The 26,395-nt window shown below is 30.5% G+C and carries 27 protein-coding genes and 3 pseudogenes; 1 reads left to right on the top strand and 29 read right to left on the bottom strand.

Going from position 1 to position 26,395, the window contains the following annotated elements; all coding sequences use genetic code 11:
- Window positions 1-77: 77 nt before the first annotated feature.
- The 28 genes and pseudogenes from CIW83_RS24210 to CIW83_RS04490 all read right to left on the bottom strand — a co-directional run bounded on the left by CIW83_RS24210 (window position 78) and on the right by CIW83_RS04490 (window position 24,089).
- Window positions 78-428 carry a sugar phosphate nucleotidyltransferase gene (locus CIW83_RS24210; protein WP_094899703.1) on the bottom strand — a complete coding sequence of 117 codons (351 nt, stop codon included), beginning with the start codon at window positions 426-428 and terminating at the stop codon, window positions 78-80.
- The gene (locus CIW83_RS24205) at window positions 398-847 is read right to left on the bottom strand and encodes a sugar phosphate nucleotidyltransferase (protein WP_094899702.1); all 450 of its coding nucleotides are present in this window, start codon (window positions 845-847) and stop codon (window positions 398-400) included. Before CIW83_RS24205 ends, CIW83_RS24210 begins: the two co-directional genes overlap by 31 nt.
- Window positions 848-862: 15 nt before the next feature.
- Complete coding sequence (locus tag CIW83_RS04625) at window positions 863-2,527, bottom strand: radical SAM protein (protein WP_094899701.1); 1,665 nt, start codon at window positions 2,525-2,527, stop codon at window positions 863-865.
- Window positions 2,524-3,741: a DUF6365 family protein gene (locus CIW83_RS04620; RefSeq protein ID WP_094899700.1), complete on the bottom strand. Its 1,218-nt coding sequence runs from the start codon at window positions 3,739-3,741 to the stop codon at window positions 2,524-2,526. Before CIW83_RS04620 ends, CIW83_RS04625 begins: the two co-directional genes overlap by 4 nt.
- Window positions 3,738-4,661, bottom strand: coding sequence for a radical SAM protein (locus tag CIW83_RS04615; RefSeq protein WP_094899699.1), 924 nt, complete (start codon window positions 4,659-4,661; stop codon window positions 3,738-3,740). Before CIW83_RS04615 ends, CIW83_RS04620 begins: the two co-directional genes overlap by 4 nt.
- 15 nt (window positions 4,662-4,676) lie before the next feature.
- The gene (locus tag CIW83_RS04610) at window positions 4,677-5,477 is read right to left on the bottom strand and encodes a hypothetical protein (RefSeq protein ID WP_094899698.1); all 801 of its coding nucleotides are present in this window, start codon (window positions 5,475-5,477) and stop codon (window positions 4,677-4,679) included.
- 1 nt (window position 5,478) lies between these two features.
- Window positions 5,479-6,771, bottom strand: coding sequence for a DUF6365 family protein (locus CIW83_RS04605; protein ID WP_094899697.1), 1,293 nt, complete (start codon window positions 6,769-6,771; stop codon window positions 5,479-5,481).
- A 14-nt stretch (window positions 6,772-6,785) separates the two neighbouring features.
- Window positions 6,786-7,427 (bottom strand): hypothetical protein, encoded by a 642-nt coding sequence (locus tag CIW83_RS04600; protein WP_094899696.1) that lies wholly within the window; start codon window positions 7,425-7,427, stop codon window positions 6,786-6,788.
- Between the two features lie 12 nt (window positions 7,428-7,439).
- Complete coding sequence (locus CIW83_RS04595) at window positions 7,440-7,763, bottom strand: hypothetical protein (protein WP_094899695.1); 324 nt, start codon at window positions 7,761-7,763, stop codon at window positions 7,440-7,442.
- A 19-nt stretch (window positions 7,764-7,782) separates the two neighbouring features.
- Entirely contained in the window at window positions 7,783-8,493 is a 711-nt protein-coding gene (locus CIW83_RS04590) for an ABC transporter permease (protein WP_094899694.1), read from the bottom strand.
- The gene (locus tag CIW83_RS04585; RefSeq protein ID WP_094899693.1) at window positions 8,493-9,359 is read right to left on the bottom strand and encodes an ABC transporter ATP-binding protein; all 867 of its coding nucleotides are present in this window, start codon (window positions 9,357-9,359) and stop codon (window positions 8,493-8,495) included. Before CIW83_RS04585 ends, CIW83_RS04590 begins: the two co-directional genes overlap by 1 nt.
- Window positions 9,360-9,379: 20 nt before the next feature.
- Window positions 9,380-9,559, bottom strand: a complete 180-nt coding sequence (locus CIW83_RS04580) for a hypothetical protein (protein ID WP_094899692.1) — start codon at window positions 9,557-9,559, stop codon at window positions 9,380-9,382.
- A gap of 776 nt (window positions 9,560-10,335) precedes the next feature.
- Window positions 10,336-10,719: a hypothetical protein gene (locus CIW83_RS04570; protein ID WP_094899690.1), complete on the bottom strand. Its 384-nt coding sequence runs from the start codon at window positions 10,717-10,719 to the stop codon at window positions 10,336-10,338.
- A gap of 57 nt (window positions 10,720-10,776) precedes the next feature.
- Entirely contained in the window at window positions 10,777-11,187 is a 411-nt protein-coding gene (locus CIW83_RS04565) for a DUF4829 domain-containing protein (RefSeq protein ID WP_094899689.1), read from the bottom strand.
- Between the two features lie 487 nt (window positions 11,188-11,674).
- Complete coding sequence (locus tag CIW83_RS04560; RefSeq protein WP_094899688.1) at window positions 11,675-12,763, bottom strand: hypothetical protein; 1,089 nt, start codon at window positions 12,761-12,763, stop codon at window positions 11,675-11,677.
- Complete coding sequence (locus CIW83_RS04555; protein WP_094899687.1) at window positions 12,764-13,240, bottom strand: pyridoxamine 5''-phosphate oxidase; 477 nt, start codon at window positions 13,238-13,240, stop codon at window positions 12,764-12,766.
- Window positions 13,241-13,336: 96 nt separating this feature from the next.
- Window positions 13,337-14,317, bottom strand: a complete 981-nt coding sequence (locus tag CIW83_RS04550; protein WP_094899686.1) for a MerR family transcriptional regulator — start codon at window positions 14,315-14,317, stop codon at window positions 13,337-13,339.
- Window positions 14,318-14,842: 525 nt separating this feature from the next.
- A complete protein-coding gene (locus CIW83_RS04545; protein ID WP_094899685.1) occupies window positions 14,843-15,382 on the bottom strand; it encodes a GNAT family N-acetyltransferase in 540 nt (179 codons plus the stop codon).
- Between the two features lie 712 nt (window positions 15,383-16,094).
- A pseudogene (guaA, locus tag CIW83_RS04540) lies at window positions 16,095-17,039 on the bottom strand (glutamine-hydrolyzing GMP synthase); the annotation flags it as partial.
- A gap of 21 nt (window positions 17,040-17,060) precedes the next feature.
- Window positions 17,061-18,511: pseudogene (guaB, locus tag CIW83_RS04535) on the bottom strand (IMP dehydrogenase).
- 200 nt (window positions 18,512-18,711) lie between these two features.
- Window positions 18,712-18,840 carry a cyclic lactone autoinducer peptide gene (locus tag CIW83_RS04530; protein WP_094899683.1) on the bottom strand — a complete coding sequence of 43 codons (129 nt, stop codon included), beginning with the start codon at window positions 18,838-18,840 and terminating at the stop codon, window positions 18,712-18,714.
- A 44-nt stretch (window positions 18,841-18,884) separates the two neighbouring features.
- The gene (locus CIW83_RS04525) at window positions 18,885-20,246 is read right to left on the bottom strand and encodes a GHKL domain-containing protein (RefSeq protein ID WP_094899682.1); all 1,362 of its coding nucleotides are present in this window, start codon (window positions 20,244-20,246) and stop codon (window positions 18,885-18,887) included.
- Between the two features lie 170 nt (window positions 20,247-20,416).
- A pseudogene (locus CIW83_RS23555) lies at window positions 20,417-20,994 on the bottom strand (accessory gene regulator ArgB-like protein).
- 216 nt (window positions 20,995-21,210) lie between these two features.
- Window positions 21,211-22,143, bottom strand: coding sequence for a GTP-binding protein (locus CIW83_RS04510; protein ID WP_094899679.1), 933 nt, complete (start codon window positions 22,141-22,143; stop codon window positions 21,211-21,213).
- Window positions 22,144-22,272: 129 nt separating this feature from the next.
- Window positions 22,273-22,506 (bottom strand): thioredoxin family protein, encoded by a 234-nt coding sequence (locus CIW83_RS04505; protein ID WP_094899678.1) that lies wholly within the window; start codon window positions 22,504-22,506, stop codon window positions 22,273-22,275.
- A 4-nt stretch (window positions 22,507-22,510) separates the two neighbouring features.
- Window positions 22,511-23,119: a TetR/AcrR family transcriptional regulator gene (locus CIW83_RS04500; protein ID WP_158220014.1), complete on the bottom strand. Its 609-nt coding sequence runs from the start codon at window positions 23,117-23,119 to the stop codon at window positions 22,511-22,513.
- Between the two features lie 43 nt (window positions 23,120-23,162).
- The gene (locus tag CIW83_RS04495) at window positions 23,163-23,882 is read right to left on the bottom strand and encodes an ABC transporter permease (RefSeq protein ID WP_235601223.1); all 720 of its coding nucleotides are present in this window, start codon (window positions 23,880-23,882) and stop codon (window positions 23,163-23,165) included.
- Between the two features lie 6 nt (window positions 23,883-23,888).
- On the bottom strand, window positions 23,889-24,089 hold the full coding sequence (locus CIW83_RS04490; RefSeq protein WP_094899675.1) for an ATP-binding cassette domain-containing protein: 201 nt from the start codon (window positions 24,087-24,089) through the stop codon (window positions 23,889-23,891).
- 309 nt (window positions 24,090-24,398) lie between these two features.
- Here CIW83_RS04490 and CIW83_RS04485 point away from each other — a divergent pair, with 309 nt between their 5' ends.
- Complete coding sequence (locus CIW83_RS04485) at window positions 24,399-25,127, top strand: hypothetical protein (RefSeq protein ID WP_094899674.1); 729 nt, start codon at window positions 24,399-24,401, stop codon at window positions 25,125-25,127.
- Window positions 25,128-25,210: 83 nt separating this feature from the next.
- Here the strand turns inward: CIW83_RS04485 and CIW83_RS04480 are convergent.
- A partial coding sequence (locus tag CIW83_RS04480) for an ABC transporter substrate-binding protein (protein ID WP_235601222.1) occupies window positions 25,211-26,395 on the bottom strand: 1,185 nt, incomplete at its 5' end.

Genomic DNA, 26,395 nt, shown 5'->3' with positions numbered 1-26,395 from the left:
AAAAAATAAAAAAAATTAATATCTTTTTTTATTTAAAGATATTAATCTTTTTTAAATTATGCTAAAACTTATATAGATCAAATACTTTCAACACCATATTTTGAATCACGATAAATATCAACTTTTATACCAAACAATCTTACTAGATTATAATAATCTTCTTTAGTATTTAGATTTATATAAGAATCTCCTACCTTAAATGTAGTCACCTTTCCATACTCTTTTAATATTATCTTGAGAAAATCCACTAATTCCTTTTCTCCCCTTATGGAATTTACCGGAGTTTCATCGATATATTTGAGAAAACTTTTTTTAAATATAATATTCCCCGTTCCCATAATATTGTTAAATGGCTTAATCGGCTTTTCAATAAAATCTAGTATATTATCATTTTCGTCTATTTCAATTGTATAAGTCTTTTTAACCAAGTTATATCATCGACTTCTACTATTCCAATCATACAGTTATATTTCTTTTCATAGAACCTTTTGATTGCACTGGAATAATTATTATTAATTATAAACTCATCCCCTAATATAAGAATGAAATCATTATCTTCAACTGCATATTTGGCTGCCTCAAGTGCATTAATTAGTCCTTTTTGCTCTTTTTGAATGCAGTAACTTATTCTTTTACCATTATAATAATTTCCAACCTTAGACATTATATCATGGGACCTATAACCAACAACTATTATTATCTCATTGATTTCATCAATTCTACTAATGTTTTCCACATTATATTCAATAATAGTTTTATCTCTAATTTTTAAAAGACATTTGTTCTCCCCATTTGTGACAGAATCAATCCGCTTTCCTTTACCTGCAGCCAATATAACAGCCTTCATGGTTTTCCTCCTTTATTATGAGCTTTCTCTAATTTTATTCATACTGGAATAGAATTTGAATAGCTGATTAAATTCAGGATTTCTTAATTCTGATAATCGTTTAATCTTATCAAGATTTTCCCTTTGCATTTCACCATAAGACCTAAAGGAATTTTCCTTCACTTCATTGAATCCCCAAAGCCTAGAATTAGAAGTCATATTACTTATATTTTCATTTAAGAACTTATCCCTATTTGCATTTAATAACATATCATAGTTGTACATATCTTTAATCAGTTCAATCTTATATCTATTTGGATATCTTCCTATTAAGCTATTAGGTATTAGAAAATATTCATTTAACCAAAAGTTGTTTATTAGATTCCTATATTCATAGAGGAAATTATAGGTGTTCATAAATTCATTTTCTCTTTCATAAGGCAATCCTATTATAACTTCTAAATCTGCCCAGATCCCTATTTCCTTGCACCACTTTAGAACCTGTATAAGTTCTTTCAAATCTAATTTCTTATTTATAAATTCAAGCAGCCAAGTGTCCCCCGTTTCAAATCCAAATACAAGCTTTCTACAGCCACTTTCATATAATAATTTTAACTTTTCATAGGTCATACCATTAACTCGCCCACAATCGGACCAATATATTTCCAAATTTCTTTCCTTTAATAATCTATTAAATTCTTTTATGAATTTTAAAGATGATGGGAAATAGTTATTTAGAAAATAAAAATATTTTGAATTATACTTCTTTGATAATTCTTCAATATCCTGTACTACTCTTTCTACTTCTCCAATGATAAGCTGTCCCCTATCTGTATCACTTTGAGTACAAAACGCACAGCTGTAGACACAATTATAATTAAAAATATATGGTATAAATAAGGTGTTTTCTCTATTTTTCCTTCTATTAAACTCTACTACTTGACTTGTTATTGCCAATGGGAATCTATATAATATATTTTCATTCTCCCTTTGACTTGTAGAAAGTGGATAGCTATAAGGCTTCATATCTAGCCCATCCCATGTTGGACAAATTACAATTGGACTGGCCTCTATATTAGATTTTATCTCTCCATCTTCAAGATATAACAAGCCTTCTCCTTCTCTAACTATAATTTCTTCGGGAATTCCTTTGTCTATGGAGTTTATAATCTTATAAATAGCTTTTTCTCCAGGTCCTTTTACTATGAACTTTAATTTTTCTATAGCAGCCGTAAGTAATTCATGATAGAAATCTTTAAAAATATAAAGATAGGATACATTGTTACCTCCGACTATTACAGGCTTTTTAGTTTCTTTTTTTAGATATTTAGCAATAATCATTCCTAAATGAATTTGAAACAGAGAAAAATCAGCACCTATGGAAATACCATAAGAATCATATTCCTTCCAATTTTGATCTAAAAATAATTTAGCTATTCCATCTAACGTAATATCTTCTTCACCATAAATATAACTCAAGACCCTATCTTTATCATATAATAGAGAAATCAGTTCTTTATCCGTTTTAGTGAAAGATTTATCCATCAAAAATTGATTTATATCATGTATATACGTATCTATACCTAGTTTTCTTAAATAAGATGAAATAATCCCCATCGCTAGAGACAAGCCTATAAAATTCTGTTCTTTTATTATTGAATCCTCATCAGCAACAAGAATCATATAAAAGTTCTTTATCACCTTTTCCCCTCCAAATCATAACTTAGTATGGATCTTACAATTTCCTTAGGTGTCATTAATTCTGATAATTTCCTTCTAAGTTTATTTGTTAAAATAGTATGATCAGAATTATCTCCATAGAGAATATCCTTTATAGTTTCTATTCCTCTTTCAATTTCAAACTGCTCAATTTGAATTATAAGCTCAGCATATGGATTATTATCAAAAATTGGTTTTAAAAAACTATACCATCCTACTGGGAACATAAAATATCTATAGGGTTTTATGGTCATATTAAATTCATCTTTTGCTGCTATTTTTTCTATAGTCCCTATATCACTTATACTATTAATTATATTTACACATCTTACCCCTGATAAAGCGATCCTCACCATTGAAGTGGATGTCATGTTACGGCTTATATAGATATTAGAGATAGAAACTAATTCATCGAAAGTTTCAGTGTGCACAGAGCTGTAATGATGAATATTATCACCCTGAATCTTTTCTTTGCTTCCAACACAGATTATATGAAATTCTTCTGCTAGTTTACTAATAAGTTTATTAAAAAAATTATTGGATAATTTTACAAACTCACTTACTCCCCTATCCTCTATGTGCTCGTTTTGCCATTTTGCATAGGATACTAAGATAATCTTATCTTCATCATTATCAAATCCATATTTTATTCTATTTTTTCTTTTTTTCAAATTAGATATATCTACAAAATCGCTAATCAATGAATAAGTGTATACATTTTCTCCCTCTACTGAATCTGGATTTACAATAGGACAAGGAACTATTCTAGCTCCATAATCTTCTAAAACTATTTTCTTAGGTATATCACTTTTAAATCCATAGGTGTCCATACATTTTCTCGGATAGTTCCAATAGAAATTGTCAAATGTGCATAGGGTGGTATCAAATATATTTAAATCTTCTTTTGTTATACCATAGTGTCTATCCGCAAAATTATAATTTAAAAAATCAGAGAGTATTACTAAGTCTGGTTTAAATGAATATTTAACTTCATTGAAAAGTATTCGATTTAACTGTCTAGATTTAGGAACTAATGAAATGCATATATAGCCTTTTTTAAGAATAGTATTTTTGTGAGTTGGGGGAGCTATAAAACATATTTTCTCTCCCGATTTTATTAGTTCATCAGCAAATTCCACTGCAATTAATAGTTCACCAAAAGACCAAAAACTAGTAACTATAAAAACTACATTCATATATTCACTTCCGCTATTGGTCTTTCGCTAAACTCATCCCATCCATATTTCTCTATATATTCTTTGTATATACCTCCACATAATCTATCATGACTATAATTGCATCCGTTGCACATAGTGCCAAGGCTCTTTGTACTTTGTGACATAAAGTCAGCATAACTATTTAAAATAAAATTATGATAAAGAAGTTTAAAGTCAGTATCATACCAATCCACTAAATAATCTTTATATTCACCTAATAGACATGGAGGAAACCCCTCAAGTGTTAATTCTTTATCTGTTTTTATAACATAGTCAACAGCCTCCATTACAGGCTCTATGATTTCAGTATACCTTGGCACCACCTCATAAAAGTTTTTATATGCTCTTCCTGCAGGATGCATAGCTGAAATATTAATATGGTCAACGTCCAATTCTCCTACTATAAATTTCATAATCTCACATAGATTTCTTAAATTGTTTCTATAGACTACAGTATTGGTTCTTACCCTTGAACCCACGGCTTTTGCATTTTTAATCCCCTGTATTATTTCTCCTAACCATTCTTCATTTACATTAGCTAAATCGGCGATTTCCATTTTATCAGTATTATGAAATGAAATTACAAAAGTATTTACATTGTAATCTGATAATTGCTTTGCAAAATGGAAATCTTTTAAAGTTCTCCCGTTTGTTTGAAGAGAAACTTGTGGATAACCTAGTTCCTTAATTCTGGCTAAAATATCCAGAAACTCAGGAACTATTGTAGGCTCGCCGCCGTGAATGTTTACTACTTCATATCCTTTATTTCTGTTTCCTTCTAAGAACTTATATATAATCCTTTTATTCACATTTTCTTTTCTTTCCTGATATGAATCAACTACACAAAATTTACAAGATTGGTTACATTGATCCGTCAGATGAATACTCAATCCTTTCACAAAATCTCCTCCTATTTAAATTTGATCCTTATATACTTTTCTGCTAATGACCTTATTACTGCCATCAATAGGTACAATTAGTTCATGCATATATCCATGATAAATATCTCCATCTTCCTTAGATACAAGGACTTTCCCCGAATATAATGATTTATTTTTCCTCATTTTTGAATTTAAATCCCCAAAAATCACATCAGAAGAGTCTGCATAATAATCAAATATTTCATAGATATAACTTTCTCCTAAATATGCTATATAAAAATCATTGTGCTTAAAGTTTGAATGCTCAAAATTCTCTCCAATAGACATATCGATGTTTTTATTTGATAGTTCTTCTATCTTCATATATTGTTTTAAACTTTTTTCTACATCTTCCTGACAATGAATAAAAGATAGAAATGAATCAAAAGCTAAGATATCGAATACTTGCATCATCAATAAATATACTGAAGGTAATTTTGGCAATTTGTTAAATGATTCTTCCACCGTCTCAAAGGGCTTTTTATAGGTACTTTCCTCAATCAGAATATCCTTATATGCTTTATCCTTTAAAGCATATATTGCATTGTAAAATTCAAATCCCTTGGCAAAGGACCATGTCATAAAATCCTCACTATCTTTTTTTCTATAACGAGTCTCATCTACTATATATTTCACAAATCCTAAGCTTTCTATAGGCTTTTCATAAATAAACCTTTTATATTTAGTTTCTAAACTAGTAACATATATTTCTCCTGAACTCGTATTAATGAATTCATTAGTCATGCTGATTGTGAATTCTTTACTCTTTTTATTTTTTAAAAACAAATAATCCAAGTTATCCCCTCTTTTCGTCTAACTCTAGCAAATATTGAAAAGCATTGTTTAATACCTCATTGACATTAGGTATTTTTGATAACTCTCTTTTAAATATATTGATGTTGTCAATCATTTTCTCACATAAATCACCATAAAGTATTTCCTTTAGTGTTGAATTTACTTGTTCTGTATTGAAAACTTGTATCCTTTCAAAACTCTTCATATAAATATTATCCTTCATAATTCCCTTTAAAAAATGATTCCAACCAAACATACTAGCTGTAAAAGGGTATATCTTTTTTAAATCCTTAGCCATGTATTGATACCATAGAGGTTTTTCCATACATTTCTTCTCAAGGGTTTTAAAATCAATGATTTTATCATTGTTCAATACAATTGAGGGTACTCCAAAATCTACTGCCTTTGTAAGAGTTATAGATACTAAATTATATGTTACAAATAAATCTGATGATTGAAGTAATTCTTCAAAAATATCTACAGGCAATGAGCTATAATGAATATATTTTATTTTGGGATTTTTAAATTCCGATTCATTCCAACATGAGTCACCTACATGAATTAAGCATATTTTGGTGTCTAGTTCTGATAAGTAATTATAAATGAGAGGTAAAAGATATCTGCATAATGTGCTTTGACTTGTAAAAGAATATGCTCCCTCTAACTCCCATTTTGAAAGTGTAAGAAAAACTATCTTTTCATCGTCTTTTACATATCTTTTTCTAATATTGAAAATATGATTTTTATCTAACTTTCTTATTTCTTGAATAACTTGATAATAAAATTGGCCCTTTTCCTCAGCTTCCTTTATTAAATCTTGCCCTCCCTTAGGCATAGAGAGGGGACAGTTTTTTAATATTATATCTACTTCTGAAAGAAGATCTGGTAACTTCTTCACAAAAATTCCATAGTAATCTAATTTATATCCAGCATTTATATAGTCATATTCATCTAAGGATGAAATAGGGATGTCTAATGCTTTTAATACATCCATATTTATGCCAGTCCAATACTGTGCATATTCCATAGTAAAGGCATCAAAAAGTATTATTAAATCATAATTATTTGATTTTATTAGGGAAATTATATGCCTTTGATTATGAGTAACTCCATAATTTCGGCTAATTGTATGGACTCTAAATTCACAATCCTTCTCGAAAAAAACATTCTTTTCTTCAGGAATTAAAAAATCCATGGAATATTGATTTTTATTAAGACCTTTAGCAAAAGAATGAGCAATGACCAATTCCCCTGTTGATAATTCTCCCAAGGCCACTCCCAGTATTCTCTTCATTACATATATCCCCTCTAAAAATATTCCTTTTCTATTTGATTTAATAACTCCATAATACTTTCTTCTTCTGAGCGCTTAACTAGATTTCTATATTCATCTATAAATCCTTGAAAAAATTCTTTTAAAATCTTAATTTTACCTTCATAATAGGTATTGACTTCTTTAAGTATATCTTCTGCTTCTTGATACCTTCCTTTAAGATAATATACATGAGAAAGAAGAATGTCTGATACTAGGAAATATGAAGGATAATTCTTTAGTCGCTGTATCTCTAATAATTCTTTTAAATCAGATATTAGCTCTTCTTCACTGAAATTCATAAATGATTGAATTCTATATTTTAAAATCCATAAAATCCAATATCTAGGCTCTATCTCTACCACATCATCCACTACATTTATTAGGTTAAAAGAAACTTGAAATACAGAGTTAGTATCTGATAAATCCAAACGATCATCAGCTAAAAACCATAAGTAAAAGCAATAAGCACAAATTTTTTCTATATTAAATGGATCATTTTTGTACTCCTGTTCTAATATATAAATTAATTTATTATCTTTTCCCTTAAGTTTTGCTAAGATAGAACTGGTTCTTATGATAGATTCTAAATTTTTATCTAATTCATTAAAAACTATATCCTCACTTGAAACAAACATATATAACACTCCTTAAATATCATTTTCATCAGAATACTCTACAGGAATGTCTTCATCAAAGTCTGGTGTGTAAATTGCGGAATCTGCTGCAAAATACTCCTCTATGTTTTCAGGAGTCAATTTATCAAAGTCCTCTTCGCCTAAAGATTTAATCATGATTTTTCCTATTTCGCTAATGTCATAATTAACTAATACTTCATCCGGATTTTCAATCAAATTCTTCTTAAATTCTGGGTCTAAAACTGCCTTTTCTATAATTTTTTGAATAGCCACATTGTTTGAATTTAGATTATCAACTATATTTTCATTATTATCTTGATTTCCATCATATGTCATTATAATCCTCCTCCCAATATTAATTATCTAATAAACCTTTTTTATTATAAAAATTGATAAATAATATTAAAAACAATATAAAATTAACAGCTAAAATAATTAAACGCTCCATGTTTAAACTTAATTGTCCCAAGTTATTAACTATGTCATATACCTGTTGAGTGTACAAAAACTTTGAAACCTTTCCAAAGGATTTATTAAATATGGCTATCATAGGCATAAAGGCAAAAACTATGACCAAAGGTAAAGTTGTACTGTTAGCACTCATTTGATTTTTACACACTATTCCTAAAGTAGCTCCGAACATCATAGAGCATAAAATCCCTAAAGCCATAATAATAAAAAACCTTAGAAGCTCTCCCCCACTATACTGTCCACCAATAGCTAGAATCACAACTCCTACAATACACATTACAAAGGTATAGAAACCAATTCCTAATAGATATTCATATGGTTTGACATTGGCCATTAACAAAGATCTCAAAGTTCCTTTTTCTTTCTCCTCAGATATTATTCCTTCCATTGCTACTGCTGGCGACATGCCTACATACATTGATGCGAACATAGTAATAAAGTAATCATAAGGAATATCATTGTTACCATTGGCTATGGTTTTTGTAAGTATTAGGGCTAATATGGGAAACATAATAAATTGAATTAGCACAGTTCTATTTTTTAATGTGTCAAGCACTTGTTTCTTTAGTACCGCTTTTACTCTTATCGAAGACATTATAATAACCCCCTTCCCGTTAAATGAATGAATACAGTTTCAAGATTTGGTTCAGAAGAATGAATAGACTCAACTTCGTCCTTAGAAAAAAATTCCCTAATTTCTTCGGCACAATCAGGACTATTATATAGAATTTTTCTGCTGCCATCTTTGAGAATTATTTCAATTTCATTTTTGTCATTATATTTCCTGCAAAGCCTTTTAGGTTCGTCCATCTCTACTATAACCCCCTCATTTAATAAGGCTACTGTATGACAAAGCTTATATGCCTCTTCCATGTTGTGAGTTGTAAGGAAAATAGTGGTTCCGTTGTCTCTAAGCTTCAAGATATTATCATGAATCTGATTCATAGTAACAGGGTCTAATCCAGTAGTTGGTTCATCTAAAAATAATATGTTTGGATTATGTAGTGTTGCCCTCGCAATAGATAGCCTTTGCTTCATTCCCTTGGATAATTTGGATACAGGCTTGTTCTTCGCTTCTAAAAGTCCAACTTCTTCCAGCGCTTTAGAAATTAAATTTTTATCCACATTGTATATATCTGCATATATTGATAGATTCTGCCAACAACTAAGCCTATCATATAGACCTGTTGTATCTAATACTAATCCCATAGTTGAGTACGTCACATCATCGAGAGATTTACTATTCATACCATTTACAAAGGCATCACCTGATGTGGGTTTCAATTGCCCTGTAAGTATTTTTATAATAGTGGTTTTTCCTGCTCCCGATGGTCCTAATAATCCAAATATTTTTTGGTGATCAATATGAAAACTAACTCCTTTTAAGGCTTTTGTATTTCCAAAGTTCATAACAATATTATTCATTGCTATAACTGAATCGTTTTTTACTTTTATCTCCATATCTCTTCTCCTAATTTCAATTATTTTTTATCTTGTAACAAGTACAAACCATATGCTACAACTCCTAAAGATAATAGTTTTATAGAAGTATCATTTTCAATACTTCCTAGTATACTTAGTACAAATACTGCAATTCCCATGGCTAAACCAATACCCTTTAATATAATTCCTATTAAGTCTCTTGTTTTAGCACCATCCATTTTTCACCCTCCCTTTAATTGATTTTAAATATAAGAAAATCTATATAAAATTTCTCATACCTTAACTTTCAGCCCTTTTAATATAACTTAAACTTGAATTTAGTAAATAATTTAGATTAAATAATTTTTGAAGAAGTAACTAAAGATGTCTTTCAGAATAATCTGCAATTTTAAATTTGTTTAAACTTAATAAAACTAACTTAATAGGTTAATTTATATAGGACCTCAATTCATTAATGTTATTCTAAGGATTATATTTATGTCTTCTGATTTACATGACAATTTAACAGGACTTAGGTTTTATGATCTCACAGGTATATTCTCTAATTTGCTCATCATAATCCATTGCAGTATTACTAAGATATGAATAAAAGTTATATTAAATGAAATTTTAGATAAAGATATATCACTATTGATTTTATAAACTTATAGGTATGATAACATAAATACACTGTCAACATTTGTCAAACTGCAGGGTAAACATGTTAATCTTTTGTAATATATTTATAAATCAAAAAGTACTACCAATCTTTTAAGCAAAGAGTATCAACTAATATGATACAACAAAAAAATCACTGGAAAACTTACATTTCTAAGTCTTCTAGTGATTTTATTTTTAGTTCTTCTCTACTTTTATTGTGTTACTCTTTTCTAACAAGAAATGCACCCAAACCACCTCAAAAAAATGTTTATATCTATGTAGGTGGATTTGAAACGTACTCTAATAAATCAATGAGTGAAAATATAAATAATACTATTAAAATAATAAATAATATTTATCCTCTTTCCTTTTTATAAGCTTGTTTGAGAATAAAATCTATAATAAAAGCAATCAAAATTGAAATAATAAAAACCGTTCCCCATATTATCCAATTATTATTTGTGGTTCCTCCACCCTGATCTACACCATAAGTATTAAATATCATAGCAAGAATAAATCCAACCACGTATCCTACGACAGCAGCCCCTGAAATCATACGGTTTCCAAATATAGTAGCGATAACTATTACAATAGCACCTAGTATGGCCAATATATTTGGCCACTGTTTCATGCCGTGCATTTCAAAAAAAGAAAATCTACATAGCCAATATGAGATACCCATTAATCCAATCATACTAGTCCCCCACAGGACTTTATTTTTTATATCCATTGTTTTCAAATATATCTACCTCCTTTTTTTAAGATATTATTACTTCATACAATAATATATACTTTTTTAATAACCCCAATCCTCAATTCTCCACTTACTTGTTTTACTGCCTCTTCTTAATATCCATTGATAATTCGTATAGGTTGAATTTGGATTTAAAACGGGATTATCTCCAGACCCATCAACATCAAAGTTAGATAATAATAAAATGACATTTTCAGGAATAACTCCCTGTTTAAAATCATCTCTAAAATATGAGTCAGATTTTTCTTCATCATACCAGACTTTCGTTAAAGTAGATGCTGGAAAATCAAAATTATTTTTGACAAGATCTATTGCCTCAGTTATTTCTTCTTCAGTAAATTTAGCAGACTCTCCAATGTCTATAATTAAATCATCACTAATATTGTTCTGTTTATAAGATGCTAAAGAGAATACAAGTAATATTGTAAAAATTGATATGATAATTTTTCTCATAAACATGCCCCCTTCTTTTAATAATATGTCATATCGTTTATCGAGCAACCATAATCCAAATATAAAGATTGCAAAAAGTTCAGAACCACCATCTGACCAAATATTTCCTTGTTTATCTAATTATATCTTAACTTATAGATGTTTAGTATGCAAATTATTCGAAATTTTCATAGAGTATACTTATTAAACAAAATCATTTTGGAATCGTCACACATAAAAGAAACCTTATAGCAGCTATTTCTAGCCATTATAAGGTTTTTGTCTATTATTCCCACTCGGCAAGTTCAGTGGCGTTTCTAAACATTTATGTTTAGTTTTTGTGCTTTTTATGCCGACTTTTTATTTCAATTACACATATTATTTTGACTTACTGATTTTTTGTTGTCAACATTACTCCGCAAAACAAATATCTTTCAAATTTCAGCTTAGATAATCACACTAATCAAGGTATATAGTATTTTTCCACTATGCTTTACTAATGCTTATACTATACAAATGACAATTCCATGTCAAGCCAAGTTTCGATAGCATTTCTTATATCAATGATTGAGTCATCCAGGGAAATACGAAACCCTCGGCAACCTCCATCACAACAATCGCTTATACCTCTTTTTTTTCCGCACCCATATCCCTTTTCAATCATTTCTTGTAAAAATAAAGGAAGTTTTTCGATGGCATCAGCGTATTTATGCGTGTTTTTTGCTTTGACGTTTATTTGATAACCATTATTAAGTGATGCATTAATTGCCCATATCTCATTTCTTTTATAAGAATATTTAATCTTTATCCATAAATCTTTTATTTCCACATCGCATTTAAGCCCTTTATCCAAATAACGTTGATGTAACTGCAATATAAAATCTTGCACATTGGCAGACAAAGGTTTCATAGTATCTTTTAATATAGAAATAACATCGTCGGTTTTATTATTTTTCAATACTCTATAATCACATCGCAATAAAATATCGGAGAAGCGGCAATAACTGATTGTATTGGACTTATTGACCTTCGATTTGTTGATGTTTCTACCAAATTCTATCTCTGCTATTGCCATTACCTTCAAGCCCGTCAACATAGCAGGATTATCAGGATACGAAATTTTTATTCTTTCAGCTTTTAATAAATCCGGTTTTTTATCATTCAAGTTTACACCGTCAATCAATATGCCGCAATCAGTCAAGAATCGCAAGCATTCAATGCTTTTTGAAACGGGGATTTTCGTGTCGAATATATTGTTTCCGACGGTAAGAGATTGAGAGCTTTCTGTTAGTACACCATGAAAACCTATATTCAATAATAAGCATTTCACATTGTGCAGGAATGGAAAATATACCGAAATAGTAACGCGGTCATCAAATACGTGGGCATTCTTTTTATGATTGTCATACGAATCACCTTCAACAATCAAAACATCGCAAAGCTGATACAAAAAGTTTCTGAACACAAGAACTCCTTCTCGAATGTTTTCCTCGTTTGAAATATTTTCAAACATTGGATTAATTGCATATGTTTCAGGTATTTCTGGCGTAATAACATTTTTTAAGTGCTTTGCCATATCTTTGAGTGTTTTTCCCATTTATTTCACTTCTTTCTTCGCAAAGTCAACTTTATACTGCCATTCACCGTATTTTTTGTCGTTATCAGTTATCGTTCCTTCCGTAAGGGTGATACGCAGAACGATTGAGTCAGGGTTGTCTTCGTCACCATGTGCATCGAACCATGTGAAGATTTTTTTCATCTTCGCTCTTATTTCCGCATTCCTCTCGTCCTTTACCCAACCGAGATTTTCAGCCGTTCCTTGAGCAACAAACAAGTCTAACCCACAAATGGAAATCTCGTTGTTTTTCCCAATTTCCAGCATTTTATTTTTATTCGCATCTGTAGAAACATAAAACACGCCGTCTTCATAATAAGCATCAACCATACGGACAGCAGGGCGGGGATTGCCTATAGCATTCGGGGACAATGCAATAGTTGCAAGAGCAATAAGGTTGTCCTTTCCGTTTCCGCAATATTCTTCCATAAGCTTCATCACGTTTTCATACTTGTTCATGATAATTCCTCCATTTATTTTTTATTTCCCTATGGGTTCTGTCATACTTTGTATTTCGCAATTACCTAAATAATACATGGGAAATTCCTTGTATTTTTATATTCCTTCTTTTAGCTTGATTGGAAAATATCTTTGCATTTGTTTATAGCCAAGTCCCTTTTCTATGTCTTTATAGGCAATATCTCTTCCATCTTCATATAAATAAGGCATATTGAACATAACATTGCGGCCTTTGTCAAGCTCAAAATTTGTGCTTTCAATCCATCGGCGAACTTTATCTTCTACTTTGTGTATACTCTCGTTATCTTCGTCAATACTGACTGCCATAGCGTATAAGCCTCCCGGAAAATCGAACAATTTAAAAGGGCTTACATCTGCATTGGTAACACCATCTTTAACGGCACATATCCATTCAGCTTTGTCATTTTTAGACAGCAAAAAATCAAAACAATCGAAAATCACACTCTTATACAAATGGCAATACTGCCACAATTGGTACATATATCCGCCTTCTTTGAACATTTCTCCCCAGGGTTGGTCGCCGCACGTTACCGCTTTGAATCCCGGTATCCTGACGACCATTATATCAGGAATTTTTTTATCTAATTTTTCTGTTATTTCAATCAAGCGGTTTACATTGGAGGGCTTGCCGATATAATCAACGCTTATCAACTGTGTTTCAATCTCTTTAGCCTTGTTATACAGCAGTTTTATGTCGGAGTTGTCTGCAAAGTTCACTTGTTCGATTTCCCGTATAAAATCCATCACGATTTCTTTCAACTCATGCAAAAGCGCAACTTCGTCGTCTATGCTCTGTACTTTTTTCCCCAGCACTTCTAAAACTACATCAGAACCGGAAGTGTTGAAAACACGTTGAATGTCTTTTATGCTGATATTCAGCTTGCGTAATATGAGTATTTGTTCAAGCCGCCTAACAGCGTTTTCGTCGTACATTCTATATGCATAGTCATCACTTCGGGTGCTGGACAGCAATCCCATGTCCTCATAATAACGTAGTGTACGGGCTGTAATGTCATATTTGCTTGACACATCTTTAATTTTGATTAGGTTGTTCATTTGTTTCGACCTCTTTTCTAAATTATCAGGGATAAACTTAGTATAAAGGATTCCCCAAAGGAAGAGTCAAGAAGGTAATACTATTTTTTTGTAGAAAATATAAATTTTCTCTCTTATTGAGAAACGGCATAACACCATACATAACATTTTTTATCTGCTACAACGCAAATTTACTAACATTCTATGAAAATTATACTCGAAAAAAATTAAATAGACAATATCAATTTACCCCACAAATAAAAACAACCCCTAGAAAACTATTATTTATCAGTTTTCTAGGGGTTTTGGATACTACTCCCACTCAATTTTCGAGATGGATGGTATAGCGCAATATCATTGATAATAAGGCATTTCAATGATCTATAAATTACTTAAAAAATAACAAAACAAGAAGTAAAGTGCACAAAAAGTGCAATTAGATATTCTTCTCATCTTAAAACTTCTATACCATCTCTATCCTAAGTATTTCTGATATTTATTTGTTATTGTAAGAAAAAGCCTTTGAATTTTTTGCCATTGAATTATCTATAATCCCAGTCTAACACCTACTTCTGCTCTCTCAATATCTTCTCTCTCTGGATCCCAGCTTTCACCGGTTTGTCCGTCCCATATTTCTCCTGTTTCTACAAACCCAACTGATGCATATAGGCCTCTAGCTGCTTCGTTAGTCTTCCAATAAGATAAATAAATAGCATCAGCTTTTCCTTGGGGAAATGAACGTAAAAATTCGATAACTTTTTGCATAGCCTGTTTGCCAAACCCTTTACCTTGATATTTATGGTCTATCATAAAATGGTTTATTCCATAGGTAGCTTTGTCGCCAAATTCCTCAAATAAAAAGGTAGTTTCCGATAACTCAAAAAATCCCATATCCACTAACCCTACAACTTTATCATGATGATATATGGCAAAGGCCAGAGGAGGTTTCTCATTGTTGGTTACTTTAACATAGGCCCAAGCTAGTCTATAAATATTAGAATCCACATAACCGTCTTGCCCACTTGCTACTTTAAGCTCCAATACTTCCCTTAAATTATCCTGAGTAATTTTACGAAGTTCAATCATAATTGTTCCCTCATCCTTTATTTTTTCTACTGCATGACACGAGTATACCATATATTTCCACGATTAAGTATATTAACGAGCTCAAAAGTTAAAAAATCAGGGTTCTTGAGAAGAAAATGACATTTTGGTGCGGGGATGGGCGGTGCCGACAGGCAATAGCCCACGCCACCACCATAAAGTGCTTATTTTCTTCTTACTAGACTTGATATATAAAACAACATCTCGAGAAAATTAAGTTAACAAAAATCGCTTCAAAGCTTGATATTACAATGATTTAAATGCGGTGTTTAAAGCAAAAGAAGGTGAGTTATTATCATATAATACTAAAATAACAGACACACCTACGACCAAAGAAATATGGATTTATGACGAACCGATATTCAGATGAATAAATAATGATAAAGAAAATATTTCGGAGTATTTAACTGAACAAAAATCAATTGATATCTTGTTAGCAAATAAGCAATATGACAGTTTAAAGAGAAAGCAAAAGCATTATGAAGAAATGCGCTGGGATGTCACTAATAAATTAAATAACAACATCAAATTTAATCCACCAACCGAAAATTTAGACTTCTCACCAAAGAACAATATTCACTGCTAACTTTTAGTTTTGAGGTGCAAAAAATTAATTTACTGCAATGAAAGTGCAATCCAAAAATAAAAAAAGCTCAAAACCCTTGGTATTAAAGGGTTTAAAGCTCTCATCCGATTACTCCCACTCAATAGTAGCAGGTGGTTTATTTGTTATATCATATACCACCCTATTTACTTCCTTCACTTCATCTGTAATTCTTGTTGAAATCTTCTCTAACAAATCTAATGGAATTGGATACCATTTAGCTGTCATAGCATCTTTAGTAGTTATAGCTCTTAGTCCTATTAAATGTTTATATGTTCTTTCACCGTCTATAACTCCTACCGATTGAATATTAGGTAATACTGCAAAATATTGCCAGATTTCTCTATCTAGACCTGCTTTTTTAATCTCATCTCTGTAGATATAATCTGCATCTCTAAGAATATCTAGTTTTTCTTTAGTTAATTCTCCTAAACACCTAACGCCTAGTCCTGGTCCCGGGAATGGCTGCCTGCTTACTAACTCTTCATCAATCCCTAATGCCCGACCAACTTCTCTAACTTCTTCCTTATATAATTCTTTAAGTGGTTCTATAAGCTCAAAGTTAACATCTTCAGGTAAACCTCCAACATTATGATGGGATTTAACTGCTACTTTACCATCTTTATTCAAGCTCTCAACTATATCTGGATAGATCGTTCCTTGAACTAGGAATTCTATGTCTTCAAGTTTTGATTGTTCTTCTTCAAATACCCTAATAAATTCTTCTCCGATTACCTTTCTTTTCTGCTCAGGATCAGTAACTCCTTTTAACTTTCCTAAAAATCTATCCTCAGCATCAACCACTATTAGATTCATATGGAATTTATCTCTAAACACACTCTCTACTTCTTGTCTTTCATTTTTTCTTAAAAGACCATGGTCTACAAATACACAGACTAGATTATCTCCAATAGCCTTATGAACTAATACTGCTGCCACAGAAGAATCTACCCCACCTGATAAAGCACATAAGGCTTTTTTATTTCCTACTTTTTCTTTAATTTCTTCTAATTGCTTATTTATAAAGTCTTGTATTATCAATATGTTGCCTCCTTTTTATCGTCTGCTATAGTTTGGTGATTCCTTTGTAATATGGATATCATGAGGATGATTTTCTATCAAAGATGCAGATGTAATCTTTATAAATCTTGCCTTATCTTGTAACTCTTCAATATTTTTAGCTCCAACATATCCCATTCCTGATTTTAATCCACCAACAAGTTGATATACTACATCTCCTAATGGTCCTCTATAATGTATTCTGCCCTCTACACCTTCTGGTACATATTTCTTAGTATCTTCTTGGAAATATCTATCCTTGCTGCCTGAATCCATGGCACCCATAGAGCCCATTCCTCTATATTCTTTGTATCTTCTGCCTTCATATAAAACTTCTTCACCAGGCTTTCATCAGTTCCAGCAAACAATGATCCTGCCATTATTACATTTGCTCCAGCTGCTATAGCTTTTGTTATATCACCAGAGTACTTGATTCCTCCGTCAGCGATAACTGGAACACCATATTCTTTTGCTGCCTTAGCACAATTGATTACAGCTGTTATTTGTGGTACACCGATACCAGTTACAACTCTAGTAGTACAAATAGAACCAGGTCCTATACCTACCTTTACAGCATCTGCTCCAGCCTTTATTAGATCTGCCGTAGCCTCAGCTGTTGCCACATTTCCTGCAATTACTTGTAGATTGGGATATTCTCTTTTTATTTTGCCTACAGCTTCTAATACTCCTTTAGAATGGCCATGAGCAGTATCAACAACTATAACGTCTACCTTGGATTTAACTAATGCTGCTACCCTCTCCATCATATCTCCTGTTACTCCAACTGCAGCACCAGCCAACAATCTACCTGTATGGTCCTTAGCTGAATTTGGATATTGAATAGATTTTTCTATATCCTTTATAGTTATCAATCCTGATAGCATAAAATTATCATCTACTAAAGGAAGTTTTTCAATCTTATGTTGTTTCATAATTTCTAGAGCTTCATCCATAGATATGTCTATTTTTGCAGTAACTAAATTTTCCTTAGTCATCACATCATCGATTTTCTTTGCAGTTTCTTTTTCAAATCTAATATCTCTATTAGTTATAATACCTACTAGCTTTCCATCTTCATCTGTTATTGGAACTCCAGATATATGATATCTTTCCATTAATTCTAAGGCATCTGATACGCTATGGTAAGGAGATAAAAAAAATGGATCAGTTATTACACCATGTTCTGACCTTTTTACCTTATCCACCTCTAATGCTTGCTGCTCTATAGACATATTTTTATGGATTATACCGATTCCACCTTCTCTAGCCATAGCTATTGCCATCTTAGATTCTGTTACCGTATCCATTCCAGCACTCATTAAAGGTATATTTAATTTAATGTTTTTAGTTAAATAAGTATTGATATTAGTCTCCTTAGGTAGTACTTCAGATTTACCAGGAAGTAGAAGAACATCATCAAAAGTTAAACCCTCACCTACAAATTCCACTATACATTCCTCCTTTATTATTCTGTCAAAGCATTTATTATTAGTATAACAATATATAAATTAATAATACTTTTTCTATCTTAATACTATATTCTAATTTATAAATCCTAAAAAAACAAGTTGTAAAATAAATTTTAATAAAAAAGAAAAAATCTCAAAGGATTTTCTCCCTTGAGATTTTCTTTAATAGCTAATACATTTTACTTCCTCAATCGTTTTGGCATCTCTGGTTGGTAGAAAAGTCCCCAGCAGGCAACCTCTGCGCCAAGATTTGCGAATGTAAGTGATAAAACTGCAACTAAGTTAAGTAGGTAACTTTTGTTCTTCATATTTACCCTCCTCCCCCTTTTATATACATATAGTGTATATAGTTCTACCTTTTTACATAGGCGGTAGATTGCAACCCACGGCTAAGATCTCCTTCCATAGGTATTCTTATATTTACCCTAAATTCGCTTCCTAAATCTTCTATATTCATAATTCCATTATATTGATTTACTATAAATTCAATATTTCCTAAACCAAATCCATGGTTCTCCTTATCAGCTTTAGTTGTAAACCTGTTTGTAATATCTTTAGTCTCTAATTTTATTTTTTGAGATTTCGTATTATTTGCTTTGATTATTAAATAAGTTTCTTCCATATTTATAGATAGATAAACTTTTCTTTCAAATTTTTTATCAATTAAAGTACACGCTTCTATTGCATTATCCAGTATATTCCCGATTATAATAGAAAGGTCAACAAAATCAATTGATAATTCTTCAGGTATATCTATTTCTAATTCCATATCGATATTCTCTTCAAAGGCTTTATTCTTTTTTATGCTTACTAGAGCAGTGATGACGGGATGATTTGTTTCAATTATTTTATTCATATTGCTGACTCTATCATTGATCTTTGTTATGTACGCCTTTGCATCATCAAAATCTCCTAAGCACATTAAACCATAAAGGGTGCTAAGATAATTATTTAAATCATGTCTCTGAGATCTTATTGTATGAAGAATATCACTCATGCTTTTAATATAGAAATCCTTTTTATGAAATTCCTCTTCCTTCACCTTCCAAATCATTTCCTGCTGATATTGATATATCATCTTTTTAGATGTGGAATATATTATCCAGCTAAATATTATAGCACCTATCCCCATCCCTATTAAATATATATAAGCAGTTACAGATTCCACCATTATGTACTTGTATAAAGTCAGTGTCATATATATAACTAAAATATTAAAAAATCCAATTAAGATAATAGTTTTTATACTGCTAGTTTTCATGTATAAAGGTATATTAATCTTTCTTATTAGATATTTGATAAATAAATAGAATCCTCCTTTAGAGCAAATTATTCCTAATATTCTATAAATATTTAATTCTAATATTAATGATGGTTGTATCTGAAAAACTAGAACTATAATATTTGCAGCTGTTAATTCAAAGATAAACATAAATATAGTAGCTAGAATACTATAAATCAATATCTTAGGAAATTTTTCATCTAACAAATATGAATACACAATTGTAGATACAATAAATATAGCTATAAATCCCAAAGAGTTTGCTAACCCAAATACATGATTAATCAATGTACTAAAGATTACTAGATTTGATAAAAACATTACAGAGTTTTTCCTATTTATATTCTTTTTCTGGAATATCCTAACTAGAAAATAAAAAACTAAAACTGTATCTAATATATTTGTAAATATATTCATTATAGTCAAATCCATTATATTACACCCCCAATCATCTAGGAAAAAACTCTTCTAAACTATTTATTTATGAATGTCAAGGTCCAATAGTACTAATTATTCCATCCCTACTTACTAATATAACATATTAATTAAATCAAGCAATAAAAAAGAATTACTTTATAGCCAGCAATTCTTTAAACACTAGTTTACTTTTCACTTTCAAGGGCATGTATTAGGGTTAATGATTCTAATAGAAAACCAGTAGAAGCTATGGCCGCATAATAAACAAATTTATCGCTAAAAGCCATTGATATTAGTATAATAATATTTCCTATAATAACTGTTTGTAAACTTCTACGTCTATATAGTATTTTTTCTTCTTCATCTAATGGTTTATTTTCACTTTCCAATGGGGCATATAAATAAACAAAAAATATTGAAAATACCATGGATATTAGAACATAGTATGGCTGATAAATTACAGGCAATAGTTTCAATAGTAGAATTGAGGGAAATAACAACATTGATGTTCCTATAAAGCAATTAATTACAGTTTTGGCATGATATCCTCCTGCTGTATTCGAAGACTACTAAAAAACAAAATAAATATAATGGATTCTTTTAGTAGACCAGTCAAAATTCCGATAATTGCAATTCCTAGACCCTTTAAAATTGTAGCCACAAGTAATTGCAATCCATAACGATATACCTCTATATCCTCTTCCTTTATAATATCTCTAGCACATAATTCTTTTAATGTTAATTTACATATATAGTCTGTCATATAATTAAACACCTACCTTAATACCATAAGTCAAAACTTCTATAGTATAGTTTTTTTTAACTAGTTAATATTTTTTATTATATCATGACTTGTCCTTACTATGTACAATTGTATTTAGTCATTTTTCCTGATTTCTCGCCATAATTCATCATTTAATTTAATATAGTCGATAAAAAAGATGCCATTTCACTGGCATCATCTGTTTGTTTTCTATACTTACCTTAACTTCATTTCAATATTAAATATTTCATTCCAACTATTAACTATAGGTCTAATTATATGAGGTCCTATCTTAGATATAATAACTAGCTGAGAATTCTCATACTTTTCATCTATAGTCTTAAAATCAATTCTTTTCCCCACTACATCTACTTGATTCCAGCCACTTTCAAGTTTTAAAAACCCCTTTAATCTATAAGCATCAGATTTTATTCCATCAATGAATTTGATTAAGTCATCCTTTTTAATCTCTCCATCATAAGTGAGCATTAAGGTTTTAGGTTTTGTTTCAGGCACATTTGTGGAATCTTCATTTTCCGCCCAATTATATTTCATCAAGTCTTCATACAGAAAATCATAATCGAGCTTACCAAATTCCATAGTTTCAATAGGTATTGCAGGGTTAATTTCTTTTATCTTAGATATTATATTAATCAATTTTTCTTCATTAATCAAGTCCACCTTGCTAATAACTGCTAGATGACAATGTTTAATTTGCCTCTCTACAGTTTCTAAGTCTTCCAATTGCTCCAAGAAATTTACACCATCAGCTACACATATTGCCGCTTTATAATCGTATAAATCTCCCTTTACAGCCTTTATACCCTCTAATATCTCCCCAATATTTGAAGGATCTGCAAGACCAGAGCTTTCTACAAATAAATATTTTAAATCTCTGTCTGCCATTTCAATCATGGCATGAGCAAAGCTAAGCTTTAAGCACGAGCAAAAAATAGACCCTCTATTAATCTCAACTATTTCCATACCTTCTTTTTTTATGATTTCTCCATCTATGCTGATGCGACCAAATTCATTCATTATAACTCCCACTTTTTCTCCAGATAAGTCCTCTAAAATATTGGTTAAAAATGTAGTTTTGCCTGAACCTAAAAATCCTGTTAAAAGATATAGATTAATTTTTTTATCCAATTATTACACCTCACTATATTATGAATTTTTATAATATCAACTATTTCCCTTATCACATAGATATATTTAAATGTATCTATGTGTTGATTAAATTATAACCCAATAAAGGGGTTATGTCAATATACGTGATTATGCTCTTATCATACTCTTAAATTCTTCAACCTTTGGTACTCTCCCGACCATAACCACCTTTTCATCAACAACTATCCCCGGTGTAGTCATGATACCATATTTCATCATGGTAATTAAATCTTCAACCTTTTCTATTTCCACCTCAATACCTAAGTCTGCTGCTGCTTTTACTGCATTATCATATGACTTATCACATTTATCGCAACCTGCTCCCAATATTTTTATTATCATTTTCTCACTCCTTTTTTCCCAATCCATCTTTGAAAAAATCTATTAGATAATTAAACTCTATTGCATATTCATCGACATCTATAACCTTTGTAATATCATGAAGATTAGTTAATAAATAGGATATCATATTCTTAATAAATATCTTTGGTAAGTCTTCCCTTAGTTCTCCCCTTTCATAGGCTTTATTTATTATAACATCTAAATGATCATTACCCTTAAAATCATATTTTTCCTTTACCTTATCCAATATTGGATTATTTAAGTCTTTTAAATAACTGGCTGAAAATCTATCTATCTCAGGCTTATATCTCGCAAACTCCGCACCTGTTTTACTCATAATCTTCAACAATGTAAATATATCTTTATCGAAATCTTCAGGCTTTATTTTTTGATTAAAAAACTTCATCTTTTCTTGAGCTAGAATATCATACAAATAAACATATAACTCTTCTTTATTCTTGAAATGATAGTAAAATGTTCCTTTACTTATTCCAGCTTCCTTTAAGATATTATTTAACGATGCATTATCATATCCCTTATCTCCAAATTCAATTAAAGCTGCATTTATTAGCTCTTCTCGTTTCTCAAAGGATTTCTCCTTTTTTACATTCAAAAACACCGCTCCTCTCCATTGCAATCAATAAACCGTTTGTTTACTATACTCTTATCTTTTTAAGGAATAATAGATAGGACAATATATTTAATATTACCATATATACTAAACCTATAAAATAATATTGATTATATGAAAGATAGGGTCCTCCACCTTTTATTATACTACTAATTACCTTAGCTGACCAGAATCCTGGTGCAAAAGAGAAAAACATTTCCTTTGCTCCCCCAAAGAATAATGCAATTATTGGAAAGATTATTATACTACCTCCAGCTTTCATCACGGCAAATCCCTCAATCTTATTTTTAGCAAAGCAATTAATCAATAAACCTGATATAGGAGCTTCTAATGATGCTAACAAAGATATAAGGATAATATCTTTCATTGAAATATCTCCTACTTTTGAAAACCATATTACAAATATGGTTGCTACAACACAAATTAAATATACTGCAATTAATCTAAAACTTAAAAACTGATGCATGCTAAGGGGTGTAACCTTAATATTAGTTAATACATCATCATCTCTATCCTCTAGTATAGAAAATCCTATTAACGCTCCATAAGCTATAGGTACAAATAACACTAATATGGCTAAGATTAAATCATTAAAGGGTGTAAAGTTAAATCCATATTTATCAGATATCCAAGGTAAAAAATATCTGCCAAGCAATCCAAATATAATAGGATATATTAACATAAATCCCATCATGGAATCTCTACTCCATTTTTTAACCTCTGATTTTAGAAAATTTCCATACATGATTATTCACCACTTTCCTTTATAGAGTATCTCTCCTTTATAACCTTCTAATAGTTTAATGAGTAATTTTTGCGTAGTAGATTTACCAACACCAGAAGGGCCTAATAGACCAAATATCTCTCCATCCTTTATTTCAAAGGATATCCCTTTTATGGTGTCTTCTTCATTCTTAGGATACTTAAAGGTTAAATCTTTAATTTTATACAAATTAATCACTCCTTTTTATAGACCATGCAGTCTAGACCGATAAGTCTATCGTATCTTTATGTTTTTTATTTGTCAATAAAAATTGCAGCAGTTAACATTAGATTTCTATAAAAATAAACATATGACTAAATCAATGGAATAACATATATTGTAATCATAGTTATCTTTTTCACAAATCAAATTCAGAAAGTATTGACTTTTCGCTCATTATATCGTATGTTTAAAGTATAGCTAATAACTTTAAAGGGGGGGATAATTATCTTATTTGAAAGTTTGCTAAGCTAATGTATAAAACCAGGGGGTGACCTTATGAATTTTGAATTTTGGATAGAAGCGGAAAAATTCTTATACGACTCTTTTTTCTTTCACTTAATTATCCTAGGTCTTGTTTTAATATTTATAGTCCACAGATTAACGTTTATAGGATATAATAATAGCAAAGCTTCTAACATTATATTTTCTATTGTTATTATCTTTTTCATTATCTTTGGTATAAATACCATAGCAAATTTTAATAAATATAAGGTATTGTACAGTTATAATAGATATATTAATTATGGTGTAAGAAATAATAAAAAAACCATTTTTACATACCATTATCCTGGTCATTGGGAAACTAACATCTATAGTAAATTGTACTTAGTAGATAATTTTAGAAAAGCTGGAATATATGAAGAGGAAATAGTAACAGAGGATGTCGAATTTCTCGGCAGAGATGAAGATAACTTTTATTTTCAAGATAAAGATCAAATAATATACAGAAAATTAGGCGATTATTTAGAGATTGCTGATGATATTTCGAAGCCAATAAAAGAGGGAGTAAAATTTCATTTAACAGATTTACGATTTAAGGACATTGGATTTAAAGAAAAGTCTCCTTATACTTATCTATTAAACTACAAGATACCTAAAAGTGAATCAAATAAAGAGTTTGAAAATCCTGAAAATCTACAAATTTTATTAGAAAAAGAAACTACATCAGCTTGGCTCAATCCTCTAGCCTCCAATACGCCTTCAATCAATGAAGAAAATAAATAAACCTTTAATATAAAAAATTAAATACAATAAAAGTCTAATGATTTTTATCATTAGACCTTTTATTGTATTTAATTAAAATTTTCCTATTTTGCTTTTTCAGGAGTGTCAGCTAATAGACCAACCTTCTCCCATCCCCAGTCATAATTCATAGGGTCTGCATCCCAGTAGTTAACTCTGTTATTAAGTGCTGTCAATTCAATTCTATAGTGAGTTGGAGCTACTATAACTTGCTCCATAGCATATTTTTGCCAATCATGATATGCTTTTACCATGTACTCATTATCCATTCCATCTGGTCCAAATGCATCATTTGAATTAATAGCTTGAATTAATTTATCGTTTTCATCTGCTGCAAATCTTACATAGTTAAACAGAGAGTGTCTTCCCCATAATCCTGATGGCTCTGGGTTAGATCCTACTAACCAAGCTCCTGCAAATAGATCTATATCTTCATTATCTTCTTCTACCATATCGTAGAATGCATTCATCTCTATTAATCTACCATTTTGTAATACTACATCTAATCCAACATCTCTAAAGTTTTGAATATAGAATTGAGCTAACGGCTCAGCTATATCTCCACCTGACATTGAAAGATAGTTGATTTGTAGCTTGTTACCCTTTGGATCTTCTCTAAGTCCATCTCCATCTACATCCTTATATCCAGCTTCATCTAATATCTGCTTTGCTTTTTCTGGGTTATATGGATAACCTTCTTGCTTATCATTCCAGAAACTAGCATGATATGGCGTAATTAATGCATTAGCAGGTATTCTCAAATCGTTATAGAACAATTCTGCTACTTCTTCATTATTCATAGCATAAGCTATTGCTTGCCTTAATTTCACATCAGCTAATTTTGCATTTGGATCTGGTACAACCTGTTTAGTTTCTACATCCCACTTTCCTTGTTTAAATCCTAGATATCCTAAAGATCTGCTTACAGCTGATGTTAAAGTGATATTGCTTAAATCCTTATACTCTGGATAACTATTAACATTGATTCTATTAACAATATCAAATGTTCCAGCCTTTAATGCTTCTACAATAGTATCTGAACTTGTTCTCTTTGCTACAATCTTATCTACCTTTGGTTTCTCTCCAAACCAATATGGATTTGGAACGTATTCTACTGATTCTCCAGGTACTATATTAGATACCATAAATGGACCATAAGATAGTGGATTTTTTCTAACTTTATCATGGGATTCCATTTTATCTATTGGAATATCCTTTAGATAATGTGCCGGTTCAGCTTGATAGGTAAG

This window comes from Tissierella sp. P1 (assembly GCF_002266425.1).
In the GTDB taxonomy this organism is placed as follows: domain Bacteria; phylum Bacillota; class Clostridia; order Tissierellales; family Tissierellaceae; genus Tissierella; species Tissierella carlieri.
The sequence above is the reverse complement of the archived record's forward strand: the minus strand, read 5'-3'. Positions and strand labels throughout refer to the sequence as shown.

Excerpts from the sequence above, each read along its gene's own strand:
- CIW83_RS04590 (WP_094899694.1), bottom strand. The coding sequence starts at position 8,493 with ATGTCTTCGATAAGAGTAAAAGCGGTACTAAAGAAACAAGTGCTTGAC.
- CIW83_RS04600 (WP_094899696.1), bottom strand. The coding sequence starts at position 7,427 with ATGTTTGTTTCAAGTGAGGATATAGTTTTTAATGAATTAGATAAAAAT.
- CIW83_RS04620 (WP_094899700.1), bottom strand. The coding sequence starts at position 3,741 with ATGAATGTAGTTTTTATAGTTACTAGTTTTTGGTCTTTTGGTGAACTA.
- CIW83_RS04555 (WP_094899687.1), bottom strand. The coding sequence starts at position 13,240 with ATGAACAAGTATGAAAACGTGATGAAGCTTATGGAAGAATATTGCGGA.
- CIW83_RS04605 (WP_094899697.1), bottom strand. The coding sequence starts at position 6,771 with ATGAAGAGAATACTGGGAGTGGCCTTGGGAGAATTATCAACAGGGGAA.
- CIW83_RS04525 (WP_094899682.1), bottom strand. The coding sequence starts at position 20,246 with ATGGATTTGACTATAATGAATATATTTACAAATATATTAGATACAGTT.
- CIW83_RS04550 (WP_094899686.1), bottom strand. The coding sequence starts at position 14,317 with ATGAACAACCTAATCAAAATTAAAGATGTGTCAAGCAAATATGACATT.
- CIW83_RS04595 (WP_094899695.1), bottom strand. The coding sequence starts at position 7,763 with ATGACATATGATGGAAATCAAGATAATAATGAAAATATAGTTGATAAT.
- CIW83_RS04530 (WP_094899683.1), bottom strand. The coding sequence starts at position 18,840 with ATGAAGAACAAAAGTTACCTACTTAACTTAGTTGCAGTTTTATCACTT.
- CIW83_RS04585 (WP_094899693.1), bottom strand. The coding sequence starts at position 9,359 with ATGGAGATAAAAGTAAAAAACGATTCAGTTATAGCAATGAATAATATT.
- CIW83_RS24205 (WP_094899702.1), bottom strand. The coding sequence starts at position 847 with ATGAAGGCTGTTATATTGGCTGCAGGTAAAGGAAAGCGGATTGATTCT.
- CIW83_RS04495 (WP_235601223.1), bottom strand. The coding sequence starts at position 23,882 with ATGTATGGAAATTTTCTAAAATCAGAGGTTAAAAAATGGAGTAGAGAT.
- CIW83_RS04545 (WP_094899685.1), bottom strand. The coding sequence starts at position 15,382 with ATGATTGAACTTCGTAAAATTACTCAGGATAATTTAAGGGAAGTATTG.
- CIW83_RS04580 (WP_094899692.1), bottom strand. The coding sequence starts at position 9,559 with ATGGATGGTGCTAAAACAAGAGACTTAATAGGAATTATATTAAAGGGT.
- CIW83_RS04565 (WP_094899689.1), bottom strand. The coding sequence starts at position 11,187 with ATGAGAAAAATTATCATATCAATTTTTACAATATTACTTGTATTCTCT.
- CIW83_RS04485 (WP_094899674.1), top strand. The coding sequence starts at position 24,399 with ATGAATTTTGAATTTTGGATAGAAGCGGAAAAATTCTTATACGACTCT.
- CIW83_RS04505 (WP_094899678.1), bottom strand. The coding sequence starts at position 22,506 with ATGATAATAAAAATATTGGGAGCAGGTTGCGATAAATGTGATAAGTCA.
- CIW83_RS04560 (WP_094899688.1), bottom strand. The coding sequence starts at position 12,763 with ATGGGAAAAACACTCAAAGATATGGCAAAGCACTTAAAAAATGTTATT.